The organism is Microcoleus sp. M2_D5 (assembly GCF_036701935.1).
GTDB lineage: Bacteria > Cyanobacteriota > Cyanobacteriia > Cyanobacteriales > Microcoleaceae > Microcoleus.
In genome coordinates, this window is the sequence record NZ_JAUBRP010000022.1 from 1 (window position 1) to 19954 (window position 19954).

The window sequence follows — 19954 nt, forward strand, 5'->3', positions numbered from 1 at the left end:
CGTCCACTCATGACGGGCGGGACGCCCATCCCACAATAACAATTAAAATTGTAAGTTATTTAATTCGCGCTCCTTAGCAATTCACAGGTCTAAACCTTTTTTTGACACTCCTCGACTATCAGGTACGAGGATTCTTTCTTCGCAGGGATTCCGACGAATTTACCCTCAGAAAGCATCTTGACCGTATGCCCTACGGCTGCAAGTCCTCGAATAAGAACTACTTGTGCTGCTGCAACATCTCGGTCTGTTGTATAGCCACAATTGGAACATGAATGAATACGCTCTGACAGTTCTTTCTTGCCTGTCTCCAAACCACAACTAGGACAAATTTTGCTGGTTTTACGAGCATCTACCTTTTGAAAATACACACCGTATTTAAAACAGGTTTGCTCTCAAATCGCAAAAAAACTGTCCCCAGCTTGCATCCAAGCAGTGTTTTCCTAGCATAGCTTCAGACAAACCAACCAGGTTCAAGTCCTCGACAAAAACCATCCCCACGTCTTTGCAGAGTTGGTGAGACAATTTCCAGTGCCAATCTTTTCTACAGTTAGCGACGTACTCATGCAATTTGGCAACTTTCTTCTGGGCTTTTTTCCAATTATTTGAGCCTAACTTTTTCCTACTGACACGTTTTTGCAGCAATTTAAGCTTGCACTCTGCATCAGCAAAAAACTTTTGGCGTTTAACTAAAAGACCATTGGAAGTTGCTATGAAGTTAGTTAATCCAACATCAACGCCTAACGCTTCACCGTGTGGCATAACTGACGGTACGGAAACATCCCATTGCAGGGTTAGCATCACGTACCCACCACTTGCCTTGCGAACTATTCTCGCTTGCTTAGTATTTGCGCCATCAGGGATAGGACGCGATTGATGAAATTTAACGAACCCAATCTTAGGGAGTTTTAGTACCCCGTTGTTGACAGGATTGACACCCAGTTGCGGAAAAACAAAAGAGCGCATTGCTCCCGCTTTTTTGAAACGAGGGAAACCGTGCTTTTGCTCCCACATACTCACGAACGCTTTTTCAAGCCTTCTCAAGGTTTGCTGTAGAACCTGTACGGCGACGGCACACAAAGCAGGTATGTTTGCCCTAGCTGCGGTTAAGCTTTTGCACTGACTGGCATAAGTTGGGCGCTTTGTTTGGGCCCGAATGATGAACTCAGAACGGATAGAACAAGCGTTAACTTGGCAACTGCGAGACTGAAACCAATGCTTGCGCTCTGCTAGCGCGTAGTTATAGACGCAGCGACACTGTTCCAGCCAATCTTCAAAGAAGGCTACTTGTGCTGCGGTTGGTTTCAATTTGAACTCGTAAGTTAAGTTAAACATTTTTTCTATCCTCCTGCCCTAATTATAAGCTGTTCTCCATTTAAATTGCGTGTCAAAAATCACTCAAACTCTTGTGGGATGGGCACGCGAGCCCGTCCCGAATATGCAATTTAAACGCGCAACAGCTTAGTGTCGTGACTAAGGGCTAACTCGATTATTCACAAGTCTTAATTAAAGTCGCCCTATAAGGGCGAGGCTTGCACCCAGATCCTTGGTCAAGCAGGATTGAACCTTGGCAGTGGAGTAATTTCTGTTTCCACAGCTTGAATTGATTGTGTAGCCGCTATTTCTGCTCGATCGCTCTGAGCATCCTGACTCACAATAAATGTAGGCAGCGTTGCTGTCAAATAACCGCATAGGGCGATCGATTAGGAAGTTCGCGCTCAAACCCATAAATTCCAGCCGCGCCAATTAGAGTGACGATCGCTATCACATTACGCAACAAGAGCAAACCGCTTTAAAAACAGAGCAGGCACAATGACTCGAATCCCTGCACCGATACAAATGAGAGCTTGGATAAAACTAAGCGGTTGGGTAGCAAATAGCGGGTTTATGAAAGTCAACTGGCTAAAGAAAACTTGAAATATAAACACACAAGCCACACCGATCGCAGGAATCAAAGCAACTTCTTGAGTGCGATATTTAAAATACGCAAACAGAGATGGAATACATTGGCTAATACTCAATAAGTAAAAGGTTTCTGCGGAAACGAGGGTATGGATTGCCATTGTCCGAGCCAAATTGAGATTACCTGTGGCTTGCGAAGCCAATTCAAAAATTCCAAGTACAGCAATGAGATTGAAGATGGAAATAATCAGGATGCGCCACAGCAATTTTTTCGTTAATAGGGGTTCATTGGGACGGCAGGGCGATCGCTGCATAGTCTCAGGTAACGAGAATTTACGGCCTCTAGGCTCCCGTGCAAACACAGTGTGGTGTCGGTAAGTACGGGTAAGGCAAGCTAGTTCAACAGTTGTAATGGTTTATATACCGTTGTGGTATGTATACCATTTTGTATACCATTGTGGTATGTATTACTGAAAAACTAGAGCTTGTTAATCGCTAAAACCTTTATCAGTCAAGGGATACGGAGAGGGTGGGATTTGAACCCACGGAACCTTGCGGTTCACCTGATTTCAAGTCAGGCGCATTCGACCACTCTGCCACCTCTCCCGGCGCATAAATTTTATCATACCAGCAAATGTCTCTAACTACAAATAGCTGCAGATTCAGTGCGCCGATAAAGAATTTGTTCTCTTTCTACCGCGAAATCTTCGCCTACCCATACCAGAGACACTTCCGACACTGCTCCATTTTCCAGCAGGACGATCGAGAAATTACGCAATTTCGAGCACTCTCTCTCCACAATTCGCGGTACGCTGGCCGCATTCAAATACACCGTACCCTCTGCACTCACCTCCAGCGACTTCCGCAACTCGTGCTTTGTGTGCCGCAGTTTGTGGTGCATATGACCAAAAGTTACCAGAGGTATGTGCTTTCCTGTGGTACGAGTTCGATCGATCGCCTCCGCAAAATCCGGGTCGCCCCAATCCCCTCCCAGTGGCTTCCAATCTCGCCCGCAGGGGTCTTCAGGAGCCTCTCCTAACCCCGTCGGGCCCGTGTGACCCAAAAAAATCACATTTTCGCAATCGGCATCCGCCGCAGCAGCAGCAATGCGCCGCGCCGACTCCTCAAAACTTTCTACCCCAAACCACTCCGAGTAAAAATCCCCGTACTTCCACTCCGAACCCCCCCAAGTAAACGGGCGGCTTCCCACCACAGTTACGCCCAATTCGGGAAAATCCCGTTTCCCGTAACCGACGTGAGCTTCTCCCATTAAATCTAACTGCTGTTTTACCCAATTTTCTTGAGTGCGATCGTAAGGGCACTGACTGCGGCCCCACTCCGTCGCCGTGTACCAAGCGTCGTGGTTCCCAAACACCGCTGCTTTCGGAATGTCCAATTGGGCGATCGCCCGCACCACCTCCACCGACTCATTGCCAAAATCCCCCACAAACAGCACCAAATCAACGCCCAGATGCTTCAGGGCTTCGCCGTCTTCAGCTTCCCAGCGATCGTGAACGTCCCCAACCACCGCAATTTTGATAGATTTAGCTTTATTCATGTAATTTGTCATGTGCGATCGATCCCTAGCCCCTTCTTACTCAGCATAAGAAACAGCGACCAATTTTTGCACTCTCCCGCAGCATATTTTGGATTTTTGATTTGAGATGTGAGATTTGCTCCACTTTCTTCATCTTTTACTCCTAAGCGCAAAAATCCTCTCTCCATTGACATTGGAGGCGATTGCCCTGAAGTTAAGCCCGTTAATTACCGACTGCAACGCCCTAACACTCAACCGAGTAGGGACAGCAACCCTAGACTGAATTATTCCTCTAACTCTGGTTCCGCCTCCATTTGCTCATCTTCAATTGCAAATTCGCTGATATAGTCTCGCACAACTCGCTCGAAGAACAGAGGAGCTGGTAAACTCGACCAATCGCTGTAGTGGCCGAAACTATACCGTAGGGATTCTACCAGTGCAGCAAGGCGATCGGGCTTGTCATTTTCCTGTCGCAAGGTAACAACAATCTCAAGGGGATTAGGAGTTGGCAATTGTCCGATATAAGGTGAACGGCTTCCGATTTTGTGAACCTCTAATTCAGCTTTGTTTAAAACTTTTTCTAGGGAACCATCCTCTTTTTGGATTTTGAAAACTGTACTGATTTGGGTTTCGTCATAGGAACTCTGACCGCGCGATTCTTGATGGAGTGTTTTACGTCCTACAGACAGGTAAGCAACACAACCCGTTTGATTAATTTCGCTATTTTGCTCAGTTGGATTCAGCCGAAATAACTTCATTGCACTGGATGCCGAAGGAATTTCAAAATTTGAATTTAGTTCTTCTTTTGTTCGCGTATCTTCCAGAAAAGTTATTGCAAAATATCGTACTTTTTTCTCAATAATGCCAGGGGCGAGGTCTTGGCGAATCCGAATCAGCCGTGCGCCTTTCCACTCTTGCTCCATGTGTTCGTACAAGGGGCTTCCAGACTGCGTTTTAAAATTAATCTGATTTGCATTCATCCTCGCATCAGCAAGCCAAGGCCAAAGTTGCACGCAGTTAGAAGAATCAATCATCACTAATGGTTGATTTCCCTCGTCTACAGAATTGGAAATAATCTGCTTAACAAAGCCCATGAAACGAATCTGACGCGGCTCTTTTTTGTCAGCCAGTTTTACGGGCGAAATTTGAGAGATGAAGGCGAGCGCCTCAGAAAAATTGCTCCAAGGACTGATTTGTGAATTATTACCCTTCTCGTAGGCGCAGCACAGTTCGCACTCGCCTGTTTCCACCTTGAGGCGCATAGCAATTGGCAAAAATGTACTGCCAATATCACCGCGAACGCGACCTTTCTGTTTGCGGACGATCGTAATCCCGATAATTTCTTTGGGTCTGGCTTCTACAGGAGTATCTTTGAGCCATTTGTCAACCTTTTCCTTGACATCATCAATGCGGCCAGAATGAGCTGAAAGTAAGTCTTTTAGAGCAGCTTGCACTCGATGGGAAAAATCACTAAGTTGGAGAAGTTCTTTCTCCTTAGTTTTTTCAATCGGTAGCAGAAACTGCACGCAAGAACCGGCGATTGTAGCCAGTGCTTGACGGGATGAGGGTTTATTCACCGAATCGTCATGTTTATTGTTTGGATACCATTCCCGCGCCATTACGAGGCAAAAAGTTCGCTGTTTGCGTAAAGCAAGTTTTTTGACGATCGACTCCCAGGCTTCTATGCGGTGGCGCGATCGCTCTTTCGCTTTCAAATTTGCACCGGGCAATGACTCTTTGGGCCCGTGAGTATTTGCTGGCAAACGATTAGCCATGAGTTCGATCGTATCACCCCAGAGAACTCGAATTATCGCTTGCAGCAGTTTCACTTCGGTGTGTAATTTTTCTTGGTAAAAGACAACAAGCAACAGGTTTTCGTTAGGATATAGCCGACGCATAGCTTCCTGGTTTGCCTGAATCATCGCCTTAAGTTCGTCAGTCTGATTGAGACACTTAGAGTGAAATTTTAGGATTTTTCTACCACCCCAAATTTTCTCTAAATTCATATCGAGATGTTTAGCCAGCAAGCTGTTCAATGGATCGTCCTTCAAGCTTTCCTTAAATTTTTCCAAGTATTTGGGAGTAAAATCAGGACAGTCACCTTTTTCAAGGATTTCTAAAGCAGCACCTAACAGAGTAGGCAAATTAATCATGCGCGAGGCTGTATTGTCTTTTTTGTGACTTGTGCCTTTGATTTTTACTTCCGAGTAATTATCGAAAGGTTTGAAGCCGAGCAGGTTCAGAATTTCAGCAATCTTTTCAAAAGCTTCTAACTTATCAATCTCCGGTACGCCTGCCTCAATCCCATGTTTCCCTTCTTGCAATCCGTTGCGGTAAGTTAACACTACTTGACAGCTTTCTGTTGAAGCTTTCCCCAATGTAATTTGAGAACCATCAATATTTTGATTATCAGATGTTTTCATCGGGAGTTTTAGCTTGCCGCGCAATGCTTCAAAATCTTTATCGATCGCCCAAAACCAATTTTTCTTTTTGTTCGGTTGATTTTTCTCCGGTTTTTCGGCATCGGAAAGCACCGTGTAGCGAAAGGCGCGATCGCCATAGTCATCAGAAAAGACAAAGCCGCTAATATTTGCTGAGTTATATTGTGCGGGTTTTAAGTCACTTAACCAGCGGCGTTTGGAAACATCTATCTTCAATAAAGGCTGGTGCAAAGAAGGATAGGTTACGACTTCTAAGCGTACCACAAGACTGAATTTTCCTGTGTGTTTGGGTAGAGTAATGGGATCGGTAATTAATTCTGCCATCCCAGTTGTGAGGCTACCACTGCTGGAAATAACCCGCTTCATTGTTCCTAGCCCCTGAAAAATCTCTTTTCCGGCGATCGCACGAACTGCATAATCGACTAACGCGCGATAATCATAATTGTTGCTGTGTTTTGTAGTTCCTGTATTTGGATTCCATTTCCAAGGTAAAACTTGAGACTCAGACGGAGTAATTGTTAACAACTCCTTTCGATCGTGCAAATCTTCCAAACGGTCGATAACTTCCACTTGCCCATCTTCTTTTTCTGCAAAAGGTTTTAGGAAATTTGTTATCCACTCGTTGATAATTGGGCGTAACGCTTTCTGGATATCTTGTGTACTTTCGGAATTTAAGTAAGCAAATGGTTCCGGCTCATTTACACTTTTAGAATTCAACGAATAGTTCCTCAAACCTACATTTGACTGAATCCGTGCGGCACTGTCAAGTCGTACTTCTAACAAACCTCGCAGCGAGGCATAAGGGAGATTTTTGATGGCTGAATCGCCCTTGCAAGCAGCTTTTTGGATAGTTGAAAGCTCATATAAAGCAGATTTTGTCCAAGCTAGGGTCAAGCCTTTGACTGTTACTGGCTCGATATTATCTGGCACGGTAAAAGCTAGGGTAATTTCTTTCAGACTCTTATTCGCAAGAGGAATGTAAAGAGTGTCTAAAACCACAGTAGCTTCAGTTTCTTCGTCATCATCGGATTCGATTTCGTCAAAAATGTCGTCGTTCATGGTTGCATCTCCAATAATAGTCGTTTCCTTTATAGTCTTGGACGCATGGGGGCCAGAAACCGGGTTTTTTTACGAAAATATTTCGTTACAGCCCGTAGATTCGGTAAAAAACCCGGTTTCTTTGGTCTGAATGCGTCCAGGAGTGCTTTACTTCGCCGTCATAATCGAATTCAATTTTGTCAACAGTTTCGCTGTTCATAATTACATCTCCAATAAAGGCGAAAAATCATTAAAATCGTCTTCTTCCTCTGTAAAACCTTCTGAATCGCGTAAACTTTCCGGGTAAACTATGCCCTCAATACGTTGCAGGGGATCGAGAAATGCACCGTAAAGTTCTTGATAAATTTCTCGAATCACTGGATCGGGATGCTTGACGCATTCTTCTAAAATAATTCGCATCTGAACTAGCATACTGTCCCGCCCGGAGTCAGGTTCATTTTTAGTAGATTTAATTGCCCAAGCTGCATCGACAAAGTAAACTTGTACTGCACACCCATTTCGCATCCCGCGCCCAATTGTTTGCAAAATCCCAACCATCTGATTGGCCGTAAACGGTTTAAATAAATCTTCACCCAAACGGCTAGCCATTAGAGGTTCGCGTAACAGCCGATTAGCCGTTTTCCAGAGTTGTTTTCTCGACTGTTTCCAAGCATTAGAAATTGCTGACAAGTCTTCTGCTTCAGTAAAAACTCGACTGTCAAATTCTTGGGTAGCTTTTCCGGCTAGACTGTACAAAAGTTGTGTATCGTCAGTCGTGGGGTGGGGACGGGTGAGGAAATAAATTGTACCAATGGCTGCATCGAGTTGCCTATCTCCTTTGGTGAAAACAATATTTACGCCTCTACCAATTGCCAACAGCGGAAAAATGATAATATCGCAAGTTTCATCATCTCCTAAAGCCTCGCACTGAGCCCTTGTGACGAAATCAGTGGGTTGCTCTCCGTTATCGAGAAAATTAACAACTGCTTTGGTTCTTTTGCCGATTTCTGGATGGTAATCGTTGATAAATTTCTTAACGTTCCGAGCTTGTTCGTAGCTGTTAACAATTAAGGCAGCTTTGCGGTAAATACCATGTTGCACGTCAAAGTTGAGGATGGATTTGTAAATTTCAGATTTCTTGGTTCCTCCTTGCACCAGCGCGTCTACCATTTTTTTTAAATTGCGATCGCGCAGTTCGACGGCACCACTATATCGGAGAGGTTCATCACGCTGTTCGCGATCGGGCAGCCATTTGAAGCGGTAAATACTCTTTTTTGGATCGCGTTCTGTTTGCCGGGGTTTCAGCAGATAATCCGGCCCAGAGTTAATGTGATAAGCAGGACTTGCTTCGAGAAATGAGGTAGCGGAAGTCATTAAAACTGCCGGCCCTGTAAGTTCGCCATCTGCCTCAAATAACTGATGAAAACGGTGCATTAACATCCGAGGCGCGCCCACAAAAATGATATAAGACAGTTCCACATTTCGGGCTTGACTTCGAGTAGTTTGTGCCGATTCACAACTGTATTTTACCCCAGAAAAAGACCCTAAAATATTCTCAGGAATCAGTTGTCGCAGTTCCGGTGTTGCCGTTGATTCGACAATCGGTTCCCGAAGCAGTCCTTCTGCTACCATTGTTCTAGTTTGCGGTACGATCCGCTGGTAGCCTAAAATCACAAAAGTAACGCAAACAAGTAAGGTAATCGTATCCTGAGCTTCGCCTGATGCAGTGGCATCCTTAAAACACAAAGGCAAAAACAATTCGGCAATTTCTTTGACTATTTTATCGCGCCGTTCGATCAGATTCTCCGCTAAATAACGGCGAAAATAAAGAATCTGAGTTTCCCACTGCTGTTTGAGGGTGGATCGGTTGATTCCCAGGCTTTGAGCGCAGAAATCCAGGTTGAGCCGATCGTGCGGTTCAATGCCCGTGCGATCGTAAAAAGCATGGTAAGCAGCCGTTTCCCAGAATTGAGTTAAGGCTCGACTTTTGCTAAATCCCTGTTTGACTTCTACCTCGTCAAGGCGATCGCGTTTAGAAGTTTTCTCATAGCCATCCAACAAATCGCTGACTATTCTCAGAACGGTTAATAACTGATTCTCGTAGCGTTGGCTCACTCGCGATGAGGGCATATTTTGAACGGCAGTAATTAATGATGTATTGCGATCGCCAAATTCCGATAAATTGCGGCTGTAAAGTTCTACATTGCGGTCGAACAATCGATAGTTTTCTCCGCGAGCAAAAGGATTGTGAATTTGCTCTTGAATGGCTAAATGGATAGATTCTTTCGCCCCGGAAAGTTTTAAAGTTGCTGCACCGTAAGCATCCAGATTTGATTGCACCATATCTGCTTCGTCAAAAACTGCGACATCAAATGTCCGGGCAATTAATTCAAAATAACGAATGCGATCGCGAATAGCATGAGGTGGAACTTCAGTATCCATTGAAAGAACGTGGCCGACCCAAATATCGGCATCTAGCAAATCGCGGGGTGCTTTGTGGCGGCCGCACATCGTCCAAACCGGACAAAGATACTTTTTCATCTGCCCTTTTTTGCCACCGCTTTGTAAAATTTCGTTGCAGGGTGCATAACTAAATCCCCACATCGAAGTATCAGCAGTAGAAAACGCAGGTAAGACGCAATTTAAGCCAAAAACTTCTGCCTGTTCCAAACTATAGCCAAAGCCGCCATTTCCCCCTGATGCTGCGATCGCCTCGGCAATATTGTTAGCGTGTCGGCGGCGAGTTCCATCGCTTTGACCGACTAGCATTCCCACTTTAATTTCGTGAAATGCCAGTTCTGCCATGTACTGTCTGGCAACTTCAATGGAGGGAAACACAAACATCGCTTTATAACCGCGTTTTCCCAACCACACAGCTATCAATACGAGCAAAGTTGTTTTGCCCGATCCGGGCAGTCCAATTAAGTGCTTGATGCCTTCTAATTCGATGACTGTTTCTTCCCGCAAACCCTTACCAATTTCTGGCACCTTAAGTGCAAAATGTTCAAACCGTTGTACCCAGCTACCCCGTCTTTTTTCAGGGTGATTTGCTTCGCGTTCATCCATCTCAACTGCTAACTCGTACAGTTCCGCAAGGGGAATGCGGATTTTTGCTTTCGGGGCGCGATCGAGGGAATGAGTGCGGCGCGGTGCAAGCGGGGCTGCGATCGGCCCAATTGGCACTCTCGCGGCTGTTGTTTCTTCACCTAAAGCAACGGCCATTGGCTGGCGGGGATCGGCAAAGGTGGCGCTGTAAAATTGGTGTGCCAAAGGCTGGCCCAGAATTTGACGTGCTTGGGCAATTAAAGGGTCTTCTAGGGGGTCTGTGCGTTCAAAGTGAAGTGTTTCTAAGTTAATTTTATAGGTTCCTTGAGTTTTGTTGCGGTAGTGGCGATCGTTATAAATAGCAACTGCGTGTTTCACTGACTGTTCTGTCACGTAAGCCAGCGACATCAGGCGCATATTGAAAATGGCTTGGCGGGCTTTTGCCAACGCGGGTGCATCGATGATACTCGCCATTCCCGATATCGTTAAAGGGGCATATTCTAGGGAATTAGTCTCGATAAATTCTGCCATCAAGACACACAGCCAGCAAATGCGATCTATTCCCGTCCAGAAATCCGGTTTAATTCTCATATTTGATTGCCTTTAACAACTGAATGACTTGTGAAACAGACATAATTTCGAGAGTAGCAGGCTTGTCTTTTTTATCGATCGCTGACCGGAAAGTAGAGAGGTAATCTGGCCGCTCCTCAATTAATTGGTCGCTGACGGCAATGATGCGGCGGCGGTAGTGCTCCAGCCCTCCGATGCCAGTGCGGTTGAGGCGCAAAGCAAGGGAGACAGGACTGGTGTATGACTTAGCATCAATGCCGATATTGCGACCGTTAATTGCTACATCGCATAGGTCTGATTCTGGGTAAAGTTCGGCATCTAGTCCGTTTTTTATGGCTGCATCAAAAATTGCTAATTCGTCGATCGCCGGCCCAGTCCAATAGGTTAAAATTTGCGGTTGGGCAATCAGCAATCGGTCTTGGTTTGGGTCTAATTTCTCCGAAACTTTTGCTGTTGAGGAGTTGTGACCGAGGCATTGGCGAATCGGACATCGCCCATCGGAAAAAAGTTCTTGATCGGGATAGGGGCGCATCAGCGTACCGCAATACGCGCAGCGATGAGCGTGTCCGTCAATTAACCAGATATCCGGCACGCTATCAAAAAAGGTGTCAACAATCATTCCCTGTAAAGGGGTTAAATCGTTGTCACGTAAATACTCTAAGAGTTGGTGTTCTCCGATGAGCGATCGGCTGCCAAATAGCGATCGCAAAGCCGTATAAGCTTTGTGCTGGCGGCGAATTCCCAATCGTTCAGTTGCGTCGCGCAACCGTTGGTACAGGCGGTGTTCGATGATATTATCTTCGCCAAAAGTACCTTTACTGTTGGCAATTACTGCACAATCTTGGGTTGGTACTCGCAAGTCTGGATCGATGAGAATTACTTGACCAGAGTCAAAATCGGCGTGACAAAAAATATCTAATTCCCACTTATTGAGGGGATATCTAGCACGTTCCAAAACCGTATGCACGCAAGCGGCGCGATCGCTTTGTCCGGATTCGATATACAGCCTACCCAACTTGCACATAGCCCGATAAAGTTCCGATGGCATAGTATCGTCTTGGCGAACGATGTCTCGATTGAGAATTCTTGTGTACTGTCGCAGAATTCCCTGGGCCAGCAATATAACAGTATCTTCAGCGAGATCGATCGTGCTGGCGTGTCCTGTGGGTAATGGCAATGTCGCTGTTTGCATTTGCGGCAACCAGCTTGGGTCTTGACCATCAGCCTCGGCAAGAATTTGTTGCTCCAATGTTGCGTCCGGGAATGAGGGTAAAACTTGAGCGATCGCGGCCAGTGTCCAGCCTTTCTTGAGCAAAAGTGCTGTTCCCAGTCCTTCTAAAATCTGCCGAAACCGAAATTCTTGACCTTTCGGCTGTGACAGGAGTTGCTTGGATCTCCACGATCGCACAGTTCGTAAGGCTGGTGGTTCCACAGATAGCCCAAGCTGCTCAATCCGTCGTTTTAGTTCTTTTGTCAGAAACTCAGCAGTTCCCTCCCACTGGCGATCGTCTTCAAAGTACATAGATGTATAAAACCAACCTATTTACATTTTATGCTGATTACAGTAAACGATGTAAATAAAGGATGTCAAGAGAAACTACTCAAAATACTCGTGGCTCAAGGTAGTCATTTACCTGTGAATATCTTGCTGGATAAAGCTTTCAGTCTAATTAGAGTCAGGTAAAAACTTAGCTGAGTCCACTCTTGGATCGCAAAATCTTGCTCCCACTGCCAGTCAGTCGGTTAACCTATGGCAAATTTTATACCTCTGGCCCAACTGCCCACCGTTTTTGGTGAATTCAACTATAATTCAAAATACACTTGAGTCCAGCCCGCACCTTCCCCGGAATATTCTAACTGTGTTTACCACCGCACCTGCTCCGAACTTTACTAAAACCCGACTGCCCCACGACTTGTTTGCAGCCATTAACGCCCTCAAACAAGAGTTGAACGCTGTCATTCTCGCCCACTATTACCAAGACTCCGAGATTCAAGACATCGCAGACTTCATTGGCGACTCCCTAGAACTTGCCCGCAAAGCCGCCAACACCAGCGCCGATGTCATAGTTTTTGCCGGAGTTCATTTCATGGCCGAAACTGCAAAAATTCTCAATCCCGACAAATTAGTATTGTTGCCAGACTTAAATGCTGGGTGTTCCCTCGCCGACAGTTGCCCTCCCGAAGCCTTTGCAGCTTTCAAAGCGGCTCGACCCGGACATTTGGTAATTTCCTACATTAATTGTACCGCCGCAATTAAGGCAATGAGCGATATAATTTGCACCAGCTCTAACGCGGTTAAAATTGTCAACCAAATTCCCGAAAATCAGCCGATTATTTTTGGGCCAGATCGCAATCTCGGCCGCTACGTCATGGAACAAACAGGCAGAAACATGGAGATTTGGCAAGGAGCTTGCATCGTCCACGAAAACTTCTCAGAAAAAAAGATAGTTCAACTCAAAATCGAAAATCCCGAAGCCGAAATAATTGCCCACCCAGAATGCGAACCTCCCGTGCTGCGCCACGCCAATTACATCGGCTCCACCACTGCTTTGCTCAAATATTCTCAAGCTAGTTCCAGCCAAGCTTTTATTGTCGCGACTGAACCGGGAATCATTCACCAAATGCAAAAGCAAGCTCCGCACAAACGCTTCATTCCCGCTCCTTCAACTAATAATAACTGCGCTTGCAACGAATGCCCGCACATGAGATTAAATACCTTGGAAAAATTGTATCTAGCTCTGAAAAATCAAACCCCTGAAATTACCATGCCCCTAGATATTCAACTAGCAGCCTTGCAGCCGATCCAGCGAATGCTAGAAATGAGCTAACCCCTGGCTATTTTTCAGTAAATACATTGTATGCTGGGTTGGGCGCGGCGATTAAATTAAGTCCTGCCCTAACCCGCCAAGATCGATCGGTATTCGTGAAGCAGTGGTTAACTCTTTCCCTTCCTCTGCTGTTCATTACTTGAAAACTCATCAACAATAAATGATACCAGAAAAACTGATTGTTTTCACCCGCTATCCCGAACCGGGAACAACCAAAACTCGACTAATTCCGGTGCTGGGAAAAACAGGCGCTGCTAACCTCCACCGCTTGATGGCCCAACGGACGATCGCCTGCGCGCTCTCTCTCCAAAAATCCCGCCGATTATCGGTAGAAATTCACCGATCCGGCGGCAGCCAACAACTGATGCAAGAGTGGTTGGGAAGTGATATTTTTTGTAAAAATCAAATAGACGGTGATTTGGGCGCCAGAATGACAGCAGCGTTTCAAAAGTCTTTTAATTCAGGGGTTGAGAAAACTGCAATTATCGGCACTGATTGTCCCGATCTGAAACCAGAAATCATGGCACAAGCTTTTGAGGAATTGAGCAAGAACGATTTAGTTTTGGGCCCGGCAAAAGACGGAGGTTATTATCTGATCGGGCTGCGGCGAGCGATACCGGAATTGTTCGGTGGCATTGACTGGGGAAGCAGTGAAGTATTTGCTTGTACGCGGGCGATCGCCCAAAAGCTAGACCTCAATATTGCTTATCTTCCCACTCTTGCAGATATCGATCGACCAGAAGACCTCCTCGGTTTAGATATTAATATTTTGAAATAACTAAACTATATTAAATCTGTTTCAAGTATTAGTAATTGTCATATTTAATTGGATGAAACTACTTGATTGTGAAACCATAAGGTCATAATATAGTAAGTGTATTTGTCTAACCAAATGCTGAATGTCAGTAGTGGTTAGACAGCGCTTGGGACAATAGTCCCAGGCGCGAGAAAAAACCAAAAATGAGCAACTAAATTAGCAACTAACAGCTCAGCTTTGTACGAAACCCGCCCTGCCACAGGAAAGCCCAATGTAGGCGGACTCCCGGCGTAAGAAATGAGCTACTAACAGATAAGCGTTTGTACAAAACTCGCCCTCCCAGGTTAATGGCCAATGTAGGGGCGCTCCTGGCGTAAGAAATTGGTCAAATAACAGATAAGCTTGGTACAAAACCCCTCTCTCACGGGGTGCTTAATTCTGTATGTCGCCAGAAAATCCCAATCTCAAAATTTCCATTATCATTCCCGTCTTAAACGAAGCACCTACAATAGCCCCAGTCATCTCCACCGCCCTTGAGGCAAAAAATGTCGAAATAATTGTCGCCGACGGCGGCAGCAGCGACGGTACTGCAGATATAGCAAAATCTTTGGGCGTCCGAGTTATCTCCACCGCCCCAGGCCGCGCCACCCAAATGAATGCAGGTGCCGCCGCCGCTACTGGAGAGATATTGCTGTTTCTCCACGCAGACACTCTGTTGCCTCGCGGCTACGACGATAGCGCGCGTCGGGTACTAGCTAACCCGTCTGCTGTAGCGGGGGCCTTTCAACTCCAGATTGACGCCCGCAGTCTCAGCCTCCGGCTGGTAGAAACAGGGGTAAACTGCCGATCGAAGTTTCTGCAAATGCCCTACGGCGATCAAGCCATTTTCCTAAACGCAGCTACTTTTGACAAAATTGGCGGTTTTCCCGACTTGCCGCTGATGGAAGACTTTGAATTCGTGCGCCGATTGAAAAAACAAGGTCGCATTGAAATAGTACCCCAGCCAGTGCTGACCTCCGCCCGCCGCTGGCGGCAGCTTGGGGTGATCGAAACCACCGCCATCAATCAAATAGTAATCATCGCTTATTTCCTGGGAGTGTCGCCCGATCGACTCGCTTTCTGGTATAAGAGGCAAAAGAAAAATTCTTCCAAAAACTAAAGAATAGTGAACTTTTCTAAAGCTCGCCGTTAATTATGTAAATAGGAAACACGTCCCTGCGTAAAATATGACTTGAACGCCTCAACTTTTACGCACAGCGAGGACACACAGAATATGGCAGATCCCAGAGATGCAGAGCTTATTAAACCCTTTAACGGCGACCCCTTCACGGGTCATCTAGCCACCCCCATCAGTGCTTCTGATTTCACAAAAGCATTTATTGGGAACTTGCCGGCCTACCGCAAAGGACTCTCACCCCTAGTTCGAGGTCTAGAAATCGGTTTGGCACATGGTTATTTCCTCGTCGGCCCTGAAATCGTCTTCGGGCCCCTGCGGGATTATCCAGAAGCAGCTAATCTCGGCGGATTAATTACAGCCCTCGTATTAGTTCTGCTTGGCACAGCAGGTATGTCTGCCTACGGTTGGGTCTCTTTCAAGCAAGACAACACCAGCTACCCTAGCGCTAATCCCATGACTCCCGATTCCCTCAGAAATGCTGAAGGCTGGAGCCAGTTTACCGCTGGTTTCTTCATTGGTGGAATGGGTGGTGTCTTTGCTGCCTACTTCTTACTCGAAAACTTTAACGGCGTTGATGCCATTTTCCGGGGTTTAGTCAACAATTAGACTCGACTCCCACATATCCCTGTTGGAACACACTAACTTTAGTTTGGAGAATTTGATATGACAGGTTCCTACGCTGCCTCTTTCTTGCCTTGGATTTTGATTCCCCTAATTACCTGGGTGATGCCAGTTGTGGTAATGGGTTTGTTGTTTATCTACATTGAAAGCGACGCCTGATCCTTACCTCTCAAGTAAGACCTAAGTTGGAAAGCCGAAGTAATAACACGATTGACGAACAATTGCTCTGATATTTCTAGATAAATCTAGGGAAAATCAGCAAAAATTGTTTTGAGATTGCTGGCTCTCCAAAAACTTAGTTTCTTTACACCCATCCCCAGAATTTATCTGTGGAGCAATCTTTCAGTTTTCTTCCTTCAAAACTCATAATTGCAAAAAAATCCTCCGCCTGCCGGCAGAGGATTTTTTTACCAAGAAGACAAATCATGCGCTCAGAGGACACAAATTGCCAAATTCTAAGCCACAATTGTTATGGAAACCTACTAATGAGGAGACAGCGATGCAATTTTTTCCCGCACGCCGCATCTTAGCTCCATTCCTGATCTCGGTACTGCTGCTGGTGACTGCCTGCGGCCAAACCCAAGCCCCATCACGCTGGGACAAAGCCCAGGAGGAAAGCACCCAAAAACCTGGTAAAGCACAGCAGACAACTGCTGACAAATCAACGGCTAGTAATCAAAACCTGCCCAAAAAGGCAGTTGCAGGCGGTAAGTTAAATAAATACTTCCCGTCTTCTGGGAGTGGATTCGATCGCGTTTTTGCTCAAGAAAAATCCGGTTTTGCTGAAGCTAAGTTGAACAAAGACGGTAAAAATGTCGCGGTTCTCTCGATTAACGACATCGCCGGCAACCCCAGCGCAGGTGCAAAATTCCAGCAAAGTACCAAGAAAATAGGCGGCTATCCCGCAGTGAATCAAGGTGCTAATATCACTGCTGTTTTAGTGGCAAATCGCTATCAGGTGAAAGTTCAATCCCGGACTTCCTCTTTTACCCCTAGCGATAGGGAAGCTTGGCTGTCAAAATTTAACCTGGGCGGTCTCGCCCGCCTCAAGTAGCAATGTCTTTTGTCCAACTCAGCGCCCGACTCAAGTCTGGCGCTATCAGAACTAAGTCTGCCACTATGAGACTGTGAAGTTTTGCAATCTGCCAAAAGTAATACCTTTGATTTTCGTTTCAGCATAAGGAGTTTTTTGTGAGCAAAACAGTCTTTGAATTAGTCGATCAATTGCCTCAAGACAACATGACTGTCAAAGCCCTGCGAGCGCTTGACTTTGTGGTTCCCGGCGAGTGGAACAATTTAGTTGGCTTTGAAAATACCATTCGCACCGTTACTGGCGAAACAGACGAAGAACTGATCCAGCAAATTGGCGAGCGCGCCATCTACCTGTACAACGATAAATCTCAGGGCTACCAGCGCGCTCTCTGGCTCTACCAAACTATTGACAACGCCGACAAGGCTTTGGGTACTGCCGCCCTCGCTAACAAAGTCTCCCAAAATGTGCCGTTTTTGTCCCTTCTGGGCAATCTCACTCCCAAGCCGGAAAAAGCTCAAACGATCGACCTTTCTCTGAAGTTAGTCACTGAGTTGCTCGCTTTTTGCCAAATCAACGGTATTCCCGGCGACAGCATCGGCGATTTTGCCGCTTCCTTGGGCGACTACGGCGGCGAATCCTTGATGCGGATGGCTGCTTTGGTTTGCTTTGATGGTTTGATTCCCCTGGGCCCAGACTTTATCATGGCAACTCAGTCTTGGATTCAGAGGCTCTCCCCCAGCGATTTGCAAGATAATTCGGCCTTTAAGTCGATCGGGGGCATGATTCCTGGGGGTTCTCCCGCAGGCCAACTCGGCTTTATCGGCGAAAGTTTTAACTCGGTTTCTGGCTGGATGAGCTCTTTTGTGAGCGATCGAGGTTTGACTCCCCAAAACGTACTCGGCCACTTGCAGAATTTTGTAGACATTTCTGCAGACAAGGTGGACTACGTGGGCGCATTCCTCGACATGACTACCAACTACTACGAACACACGGGTGTTCAAACTCTCGCCCGCCGTTTGATTGAACGAGCTGTCGCTGAGATTTAGAATAACCAAAGGAGTTGTGATCTTGGCGGACGATCGCCCTGTCAGAGTGTTTTGAGTTCAAATTTTTTTGACTGGCCATTCTCTCAGGTTGGTTTTGGATAAAATGTGTGTGCGCTCAAGAAAGCCGATCGCCCCCACCTGCACTCACAACTCCTTTTACCGATCACTTTTAACAGGAAGCGTTAATGCCAGAAGAACCCCAAAATCCTACCGCTGGAGAATCGGAAACTCCCAGTGCTTCGATCGAGCACGCCCCGAGTACCGACACAGCCGAGACAACCGACTTTCCCAGCACTGACAAGCCTCAGCCGACTGCTAAAAAACCCGCAGCCAAGAAAGAACCGAAAAATCCTACCGCTGGCGAATCCGAAACTCCCAGTGCTGCGATCGATCGCGATCCGAGTACCGACGAACCCGACACCAGCGACTTACCCAGCACTGACAAGCCCCAGGCGGCTGCTAAAAAGCCCGCAGCCAAAGCCGAAGGCGACAAGCCCCCAGCTAAAGCTAAAAAGGAAAAAGCACCTGCGGTTGAAGACAAGCCCTTTGCGGAATTTATTCAACAAGATTATTTGCCCGCTTTGCAAACTGCTTTGACTAAGCAGGGCGTTAAGGATTTAGAGGTGAGTTTGGCCAAGCAAAAACTCCCACTTGCGGGCATGAGTTCCGCCGGAGATTGCTGGCAGGTAATTGGCAAATTCCAAGAAGGTCAGCGCCAATTTAACCTGTATTTTCCTCAAGAAAATATTCAAAGTCAAAGGGCGTTTTCCTGCGCTGAAAATAATACCAAAACAAGCACTTTAGAGCCTTTTTTGATAGATGAGCGCAAGGTAACACTAGACCTCATGGTGTTTGGCGTCGTCCAGCGGCTTAACGCTCAAAAATGGCTAAATCTTAATTAGTCATTAGTCATTAGTCCTTAGTTATTAGTCCTTAGTGGCTTGTCTTCGGGTACTTACTAATGAGTGTCAGGGCGGGTGAATTTGAATATAAACTTTACCCCTCGCCCAATCTCTAATTTTGCCCCGACTGACTCAGAAGTGAGAAGTCATAGCTAATGACTAATGACTATTGGCTAATGACAAATTTTCTTCGGATTTTGTCAAAAAATTGCGAGCTTTCATAATCCCATAAAGGTTAACATCGGTTTCTAACAAACAAGCATGACCGCTGTTAGCCAGCAGCACCATTTCAGCATTGGGAATTACCTTGACTAAAAGCTTCGCTTCTACTACCGAAGGCAGAAGCCGATCTGCACCGCTAGCAATTACTAGCGTCGGCTGTTTGATGCCGCGCAACTGATTTTCGTCAACATTAAACGATCGCACTAACGCCAATCTCCACACAGACGTATTTTGCGGTACTGCTTGCATCGCTTCTAGCAAAGCTCGCCGCTCGTCGCGCCCAATCTTTCCTAATGATGCTAATATCGGCAATAAACCGATTACCGACAGCGGATAAAGGTTGGCCGGCAGCCACTGAGTCAGGTACGATCCCCACTGCACCCAAGGCTGCTGTCGGAATGAAGAAGCTGGATTGACTAATATTAATCGATCGCACAATTGAGGAGCTTCTAAAACAGTTTTCATCGCTAAACAGCCCCCAAATGACTCGCCGCACAGATAAACCGGCCGCTTCGGCTTTCCCGCTTGCTTTTCTGCTTCAATTAAGGCAATCGTTTCGCTAACCAGTACCTCCCAACTAGCCATATCGTTAGCCGGTACAGTTAAGCAGCGAATGTCGAAATGATTTGCTAATTTAGCAATTTGCGACCGCAGCAGCAAACCGCTGCCATCCATACCGGGCAGAAATACAAATAAAGGGCGATCTGGTTTCGGCGGTTTGGGCGTTAGGAAACGAATCTTGTTGTTAGCATTTGCCATGATTCAAGTCAATCGATTTTAGATTTTAGATTGTAGATTAAAGAATTGGAAATGTGACACCAGCCAATAATCAACAGTC

The 19954-nt window shown here is 46.2% G+C and carries 17 protein-coding genes and 1 tRNA gene; 8 read left to right on the forward strand and 10 right to left on the reverse strand.

The features are described 5' to 3' along the window. Positions 1-89 precede the first annotated feature (89 nt). From QUA50_RS11775 to QUA50_RS11815, 9 genes are all read right to left on the reverse strand, one after another. Positions 90-368 carry a zinc ribbon domain-containing protein gene (locus tag QUA50_RS11775; protein ID WP_333264267.1) on the reverse strand — a complete coding sequence of 93 codons (279 nt, stop codon included), beginning with the start codon at positions 366-368 and terminating at the stop codon, positions 90-92. A 7-nt stretch (positions 369-375) separates the two neighbouring features. Further along, positions 376-1332, reverse strand: a complete 957-nt coding sequence (locus tag QUA50_RS11780) for a transposase (protein WP_333264269.1) — start codon at positions 1330-1332, stop codon at positions 376-378. Between the two features lie 215 nt (positions 1333-1547). Continuing rightward, on the reverse strand, positions 1548-1679 hold the full coding sequence (locus QUA50_RS11785) for a hypothetical protein (protein WP_333264272.1): 132 nt from the start codon (positions 1677-1679) through the stop codon (positions 1548-1550). An 87-nt stretch (positions 1680-1766) separates the two neighbouring features. After that, positions 1767-2213 (reverse strand): cation transporting ATPase C-terminal domain-containing protein, encoded by a 447-nt coding sequence (locus tag QUA50_RS11790; protein ID WP_333264275.1) that lies wholly within the window; start codon positions 2211-2213, stop codon positions 1767-1769. Between the two features lie 207 nt (positions 2214-2420). Then, positions 2421-2505 (reverse strand) — tRNA-Ser (locus tag QUA50_RS11795). 34 nt (positions 2506-2539) lie between these two features. Further along, positions 2540-3457, reverse strand: a complete 918-nt coding sequence (locus QUA50_RS11800) for a TIGR04168 family protein (protein WP_333264277.1) — start codon at positions 3455-3457, stop codon at positions 2540-2542. A gap of 263 nt (positions 3458-3720) precedes the next feature. Next, positions 3721-6936: an RNaseH domain-containing protein gene (locus QUA50_RS11805; protein WP_333264279.1), complete on the reverse strand. Its 3216-nt coding sequence runs from the start codon at positions 6934-6936 to the stop codon at positions 3721-3723. 201 nt (positions 6937-7137) lie between these two features. Beyond that, entirely contained in the window at positions 7138-10551 is a 3414-nt protein-coding gene (locus tag QUA50_RS11810) for a pPIWI_RE_Z domain-containing protein (RefSeq protein WP_333264282.1), read from the reverse strand. Continuing rightward, complete coding sequence (locus QUA50_RS11815; protein WP_333264285.1) at positions 10541-12052, reverse strand: restriction endonuclease-related protein; 1512 nt, start codon at positions 12050-12052, stop codon at positions 10541-10543. The genes QUA50_RS11810 and QUA50_RS11815 overlap by 11 nt, the downstream gene beginning before the upstream one ends. Before the next feature lie 337 nt (positions 12053-12389). Here QUA50_RS11815 and nadA point away from each other — a divergent pair, with 337 nt between their 5' ends. The 8 genes from nadA to QUA50_RS11855 all read left to right on the forward strand — a co-directional run bounded on the left by nadA (position 12390) and on the right by QUA50_RS11855 (position 18894). Beyond that, entirely contained in the window at positions 12390-13358 is a 969-nt protein-coding gene (gene nadA / locus QUA50_RS11820) for a quinolinate synthase NadA (RefSeq protein WP_333264287.1), read from the forward strand. 160 nt (positions 13359-13518) lie between these two features. Next, complete coding sequence (locus QUA50_RS11825; RefSeq protein WP_333264290.1) at positions 13519-14136, forward strand: TIGR04282 family arsenosugar biosynthesis glycosyltransferase; 618 nt, start codon at positions 13519-13521, stop codon at positions 14134-14136. Positions 14137-14557: 421 nt separating this feature from the next. After that, positions 14558-15274: a TIGR04283 family arsenosugar biosynthesis glycosyltransferase gene (locus QUA50_RS11830; protein ID WP_333264293.1), complete on the forward strand. Its 717-nt coding sequence runs from the start codon at positions 14558-14560 to the stop codon at positions 15272-15274. 114 nt (positions 15275-15388) lie between these two features. Beyond that, a complete protein-coding gene (locus QUA50_RS11835) occupies positions 15389-15898 on the forward strand; it encodes a photosystem I reaction center protein subunit XI (protein ID WP_333264295.1) in 510 nt (169 codons plus the stop codon). Positions 15899-15955: 57 nt separating this feature from the next. Next, on the forward strand, positions 15956-16072 hold the full coding sequence (locus QUA50_RS11840; protein WP_333042098.1) for a photosystem I reaction center subunit VIII: 117 nt from the start codon (positions 15956-15958) through the stop codon (positions 16070-16072). 340 nt (positions 16073-16412) lie between these two features. After that, positions 16413-16967: a hypothetical protein gene (locus tag QUA50_RS11845; RefSeq protein WP_333264298.1), complete on the forward strand. Its 555-nt coding sequence runs from the start codon at positions 16413-16415 to the stop codon at positions 16965-16967. Between the two features lie 137 nt (positions 16968-17104). Then, positions 17105-17992 carry a hypothetical protein gene (locus tag QUA50_RS11850; protein WP_333264301.1) on the forward strand — a complete coding sequence of 296 codons (888 nt, stop codon included), beginning with the start codon at positions 17105-17107 and terminating at the stop codon, positions 17990-17992. A gap of 185 nt (positions 17993-18177) precedes the next feature. Further along, a complete protein-coding gene (locus QUA50_RS11855) occupies positions 18178-18894 on the forward strand; it encodes a DUF2996 domain-containing protein (RefSeq protein WP_333264303.1) in 717 nt (238 codons plus the stop codon). 159 nt (positions 18895-19053) lie between these two features. Here the strand turns inward: QUA50_RS11855 and QUA50_RS11860 are convergent, their stop codons facing one another. After that, a complete protein-coding gene (locus QUA50_RS11860; RefSeq protein WP_333264306.1) occupies positions 19054-19875 on the reverse strand; it encodes an alpha/beta hydrolase in 822 nt (273 codons plus the stop codon). Between the last annotated feature and the right edge of the window lie 79 nt (positions 19876-19954).

What these genes read in the sequence shown, in the direction of transcription:
- QUA50_RS11780 (WP_333264269.1), bottom strand. Translation starts at nt 1,332, where the DNA reads ATGTTTAACTTAACTTACGAGTTCAAATTGAAACCAACCGCAGCACAA.
- QUA50_RS11790 (WP_333264275.1), bottom strand. Translation starts at nt 2,213, where the DNA reads ATGCAGCGATCGCCCTGCCGTCCCAATGAACCCCTATTAACGAAAAAA.
- QUA50_RS11800 (WP_333264277.1), bottom strand. Translation starts at nt 3,457, where the DNA reads ATGAATAAAGCTAAATCTATCAAAATTGCGGTGGTTGGGGACGTTCAC.
- QUA50_RS11805 (WP_333264279.1), bottom strand. Translation starts at nt 6,936, where the DNA reads ATGAACGACGACATTTTTGACGAAATCGAATCCGATGATGACGAAGAA.
- QUA50_RS11810 (WP_333264282.1), bottom strand. Translation starts at nt 10,551, where the DNA reads ATGAGAATTAAACCGGATTTCTGGACGGGAATAGATCGCATTTGCTGG.
- QUA50_RS11815 (WP_333264285.1), bottom strand. Translation starts at nt 12,052, where the DNA reads ATGTACTTTGAAGACGATCGCCAGTGGGAGGGAACTGCTGAGTTTCTG.
- QUA50_RS11825 (WP_333264290.1), top strand. Translation starts at nt 13,519, where the DNA reads ATGATACCAGAAAAACTGATTGTTTTCACCCGCTATCCCGAACCGGGA.
- QUA50_RS11830 (WP_333264293.1), top strand. Translation starts at nt 14,558, where the DNA reads ATGTCGCCAGAAAATCCCAATCTCAAAATTTCCATTATCATTCCCGTC.
- QUA50_RS11835 (WP_333264295.1), top strand. Translation starts at nt 15,389, where the DNA reads ATGGCAGATCCCAGAGATGCAGAGCTTATTAAACCCTTTAACGGCGAC.
- QUA50_RS11840 (WP_333042098.1), top strand. Translation starts at nt 15,956, where the DNA reads ATGACAGGTTCCTACGCTGCCTCTTTCTTGCCTTGGATTTTGATTCCC.
- QUA50_RS11845 (WP_333264298.1), top strand. Translation starts at nt 16,413, where the DNA reads ATGCAATTTTTTCCCGCACGCCGCATCTTAGCTCCATTCCTGATCTCG.
- QUA50_RS11855 (WP_333264303.1), top strand. Translation starts at nt 18,178, where the DNA reads ATGCCAGAAGAACCCCAAAATCCTACCGCTGGAGAATCGGAAACTCCC.
- QUA50_RS11860 (WP_333264306.1), bottom strand. Translation starts at nt 19,875, where the DNA reads ATGGCAAATGCTAACAACAAGATTCGTTTCCTAACGCCCAAACCGCCG.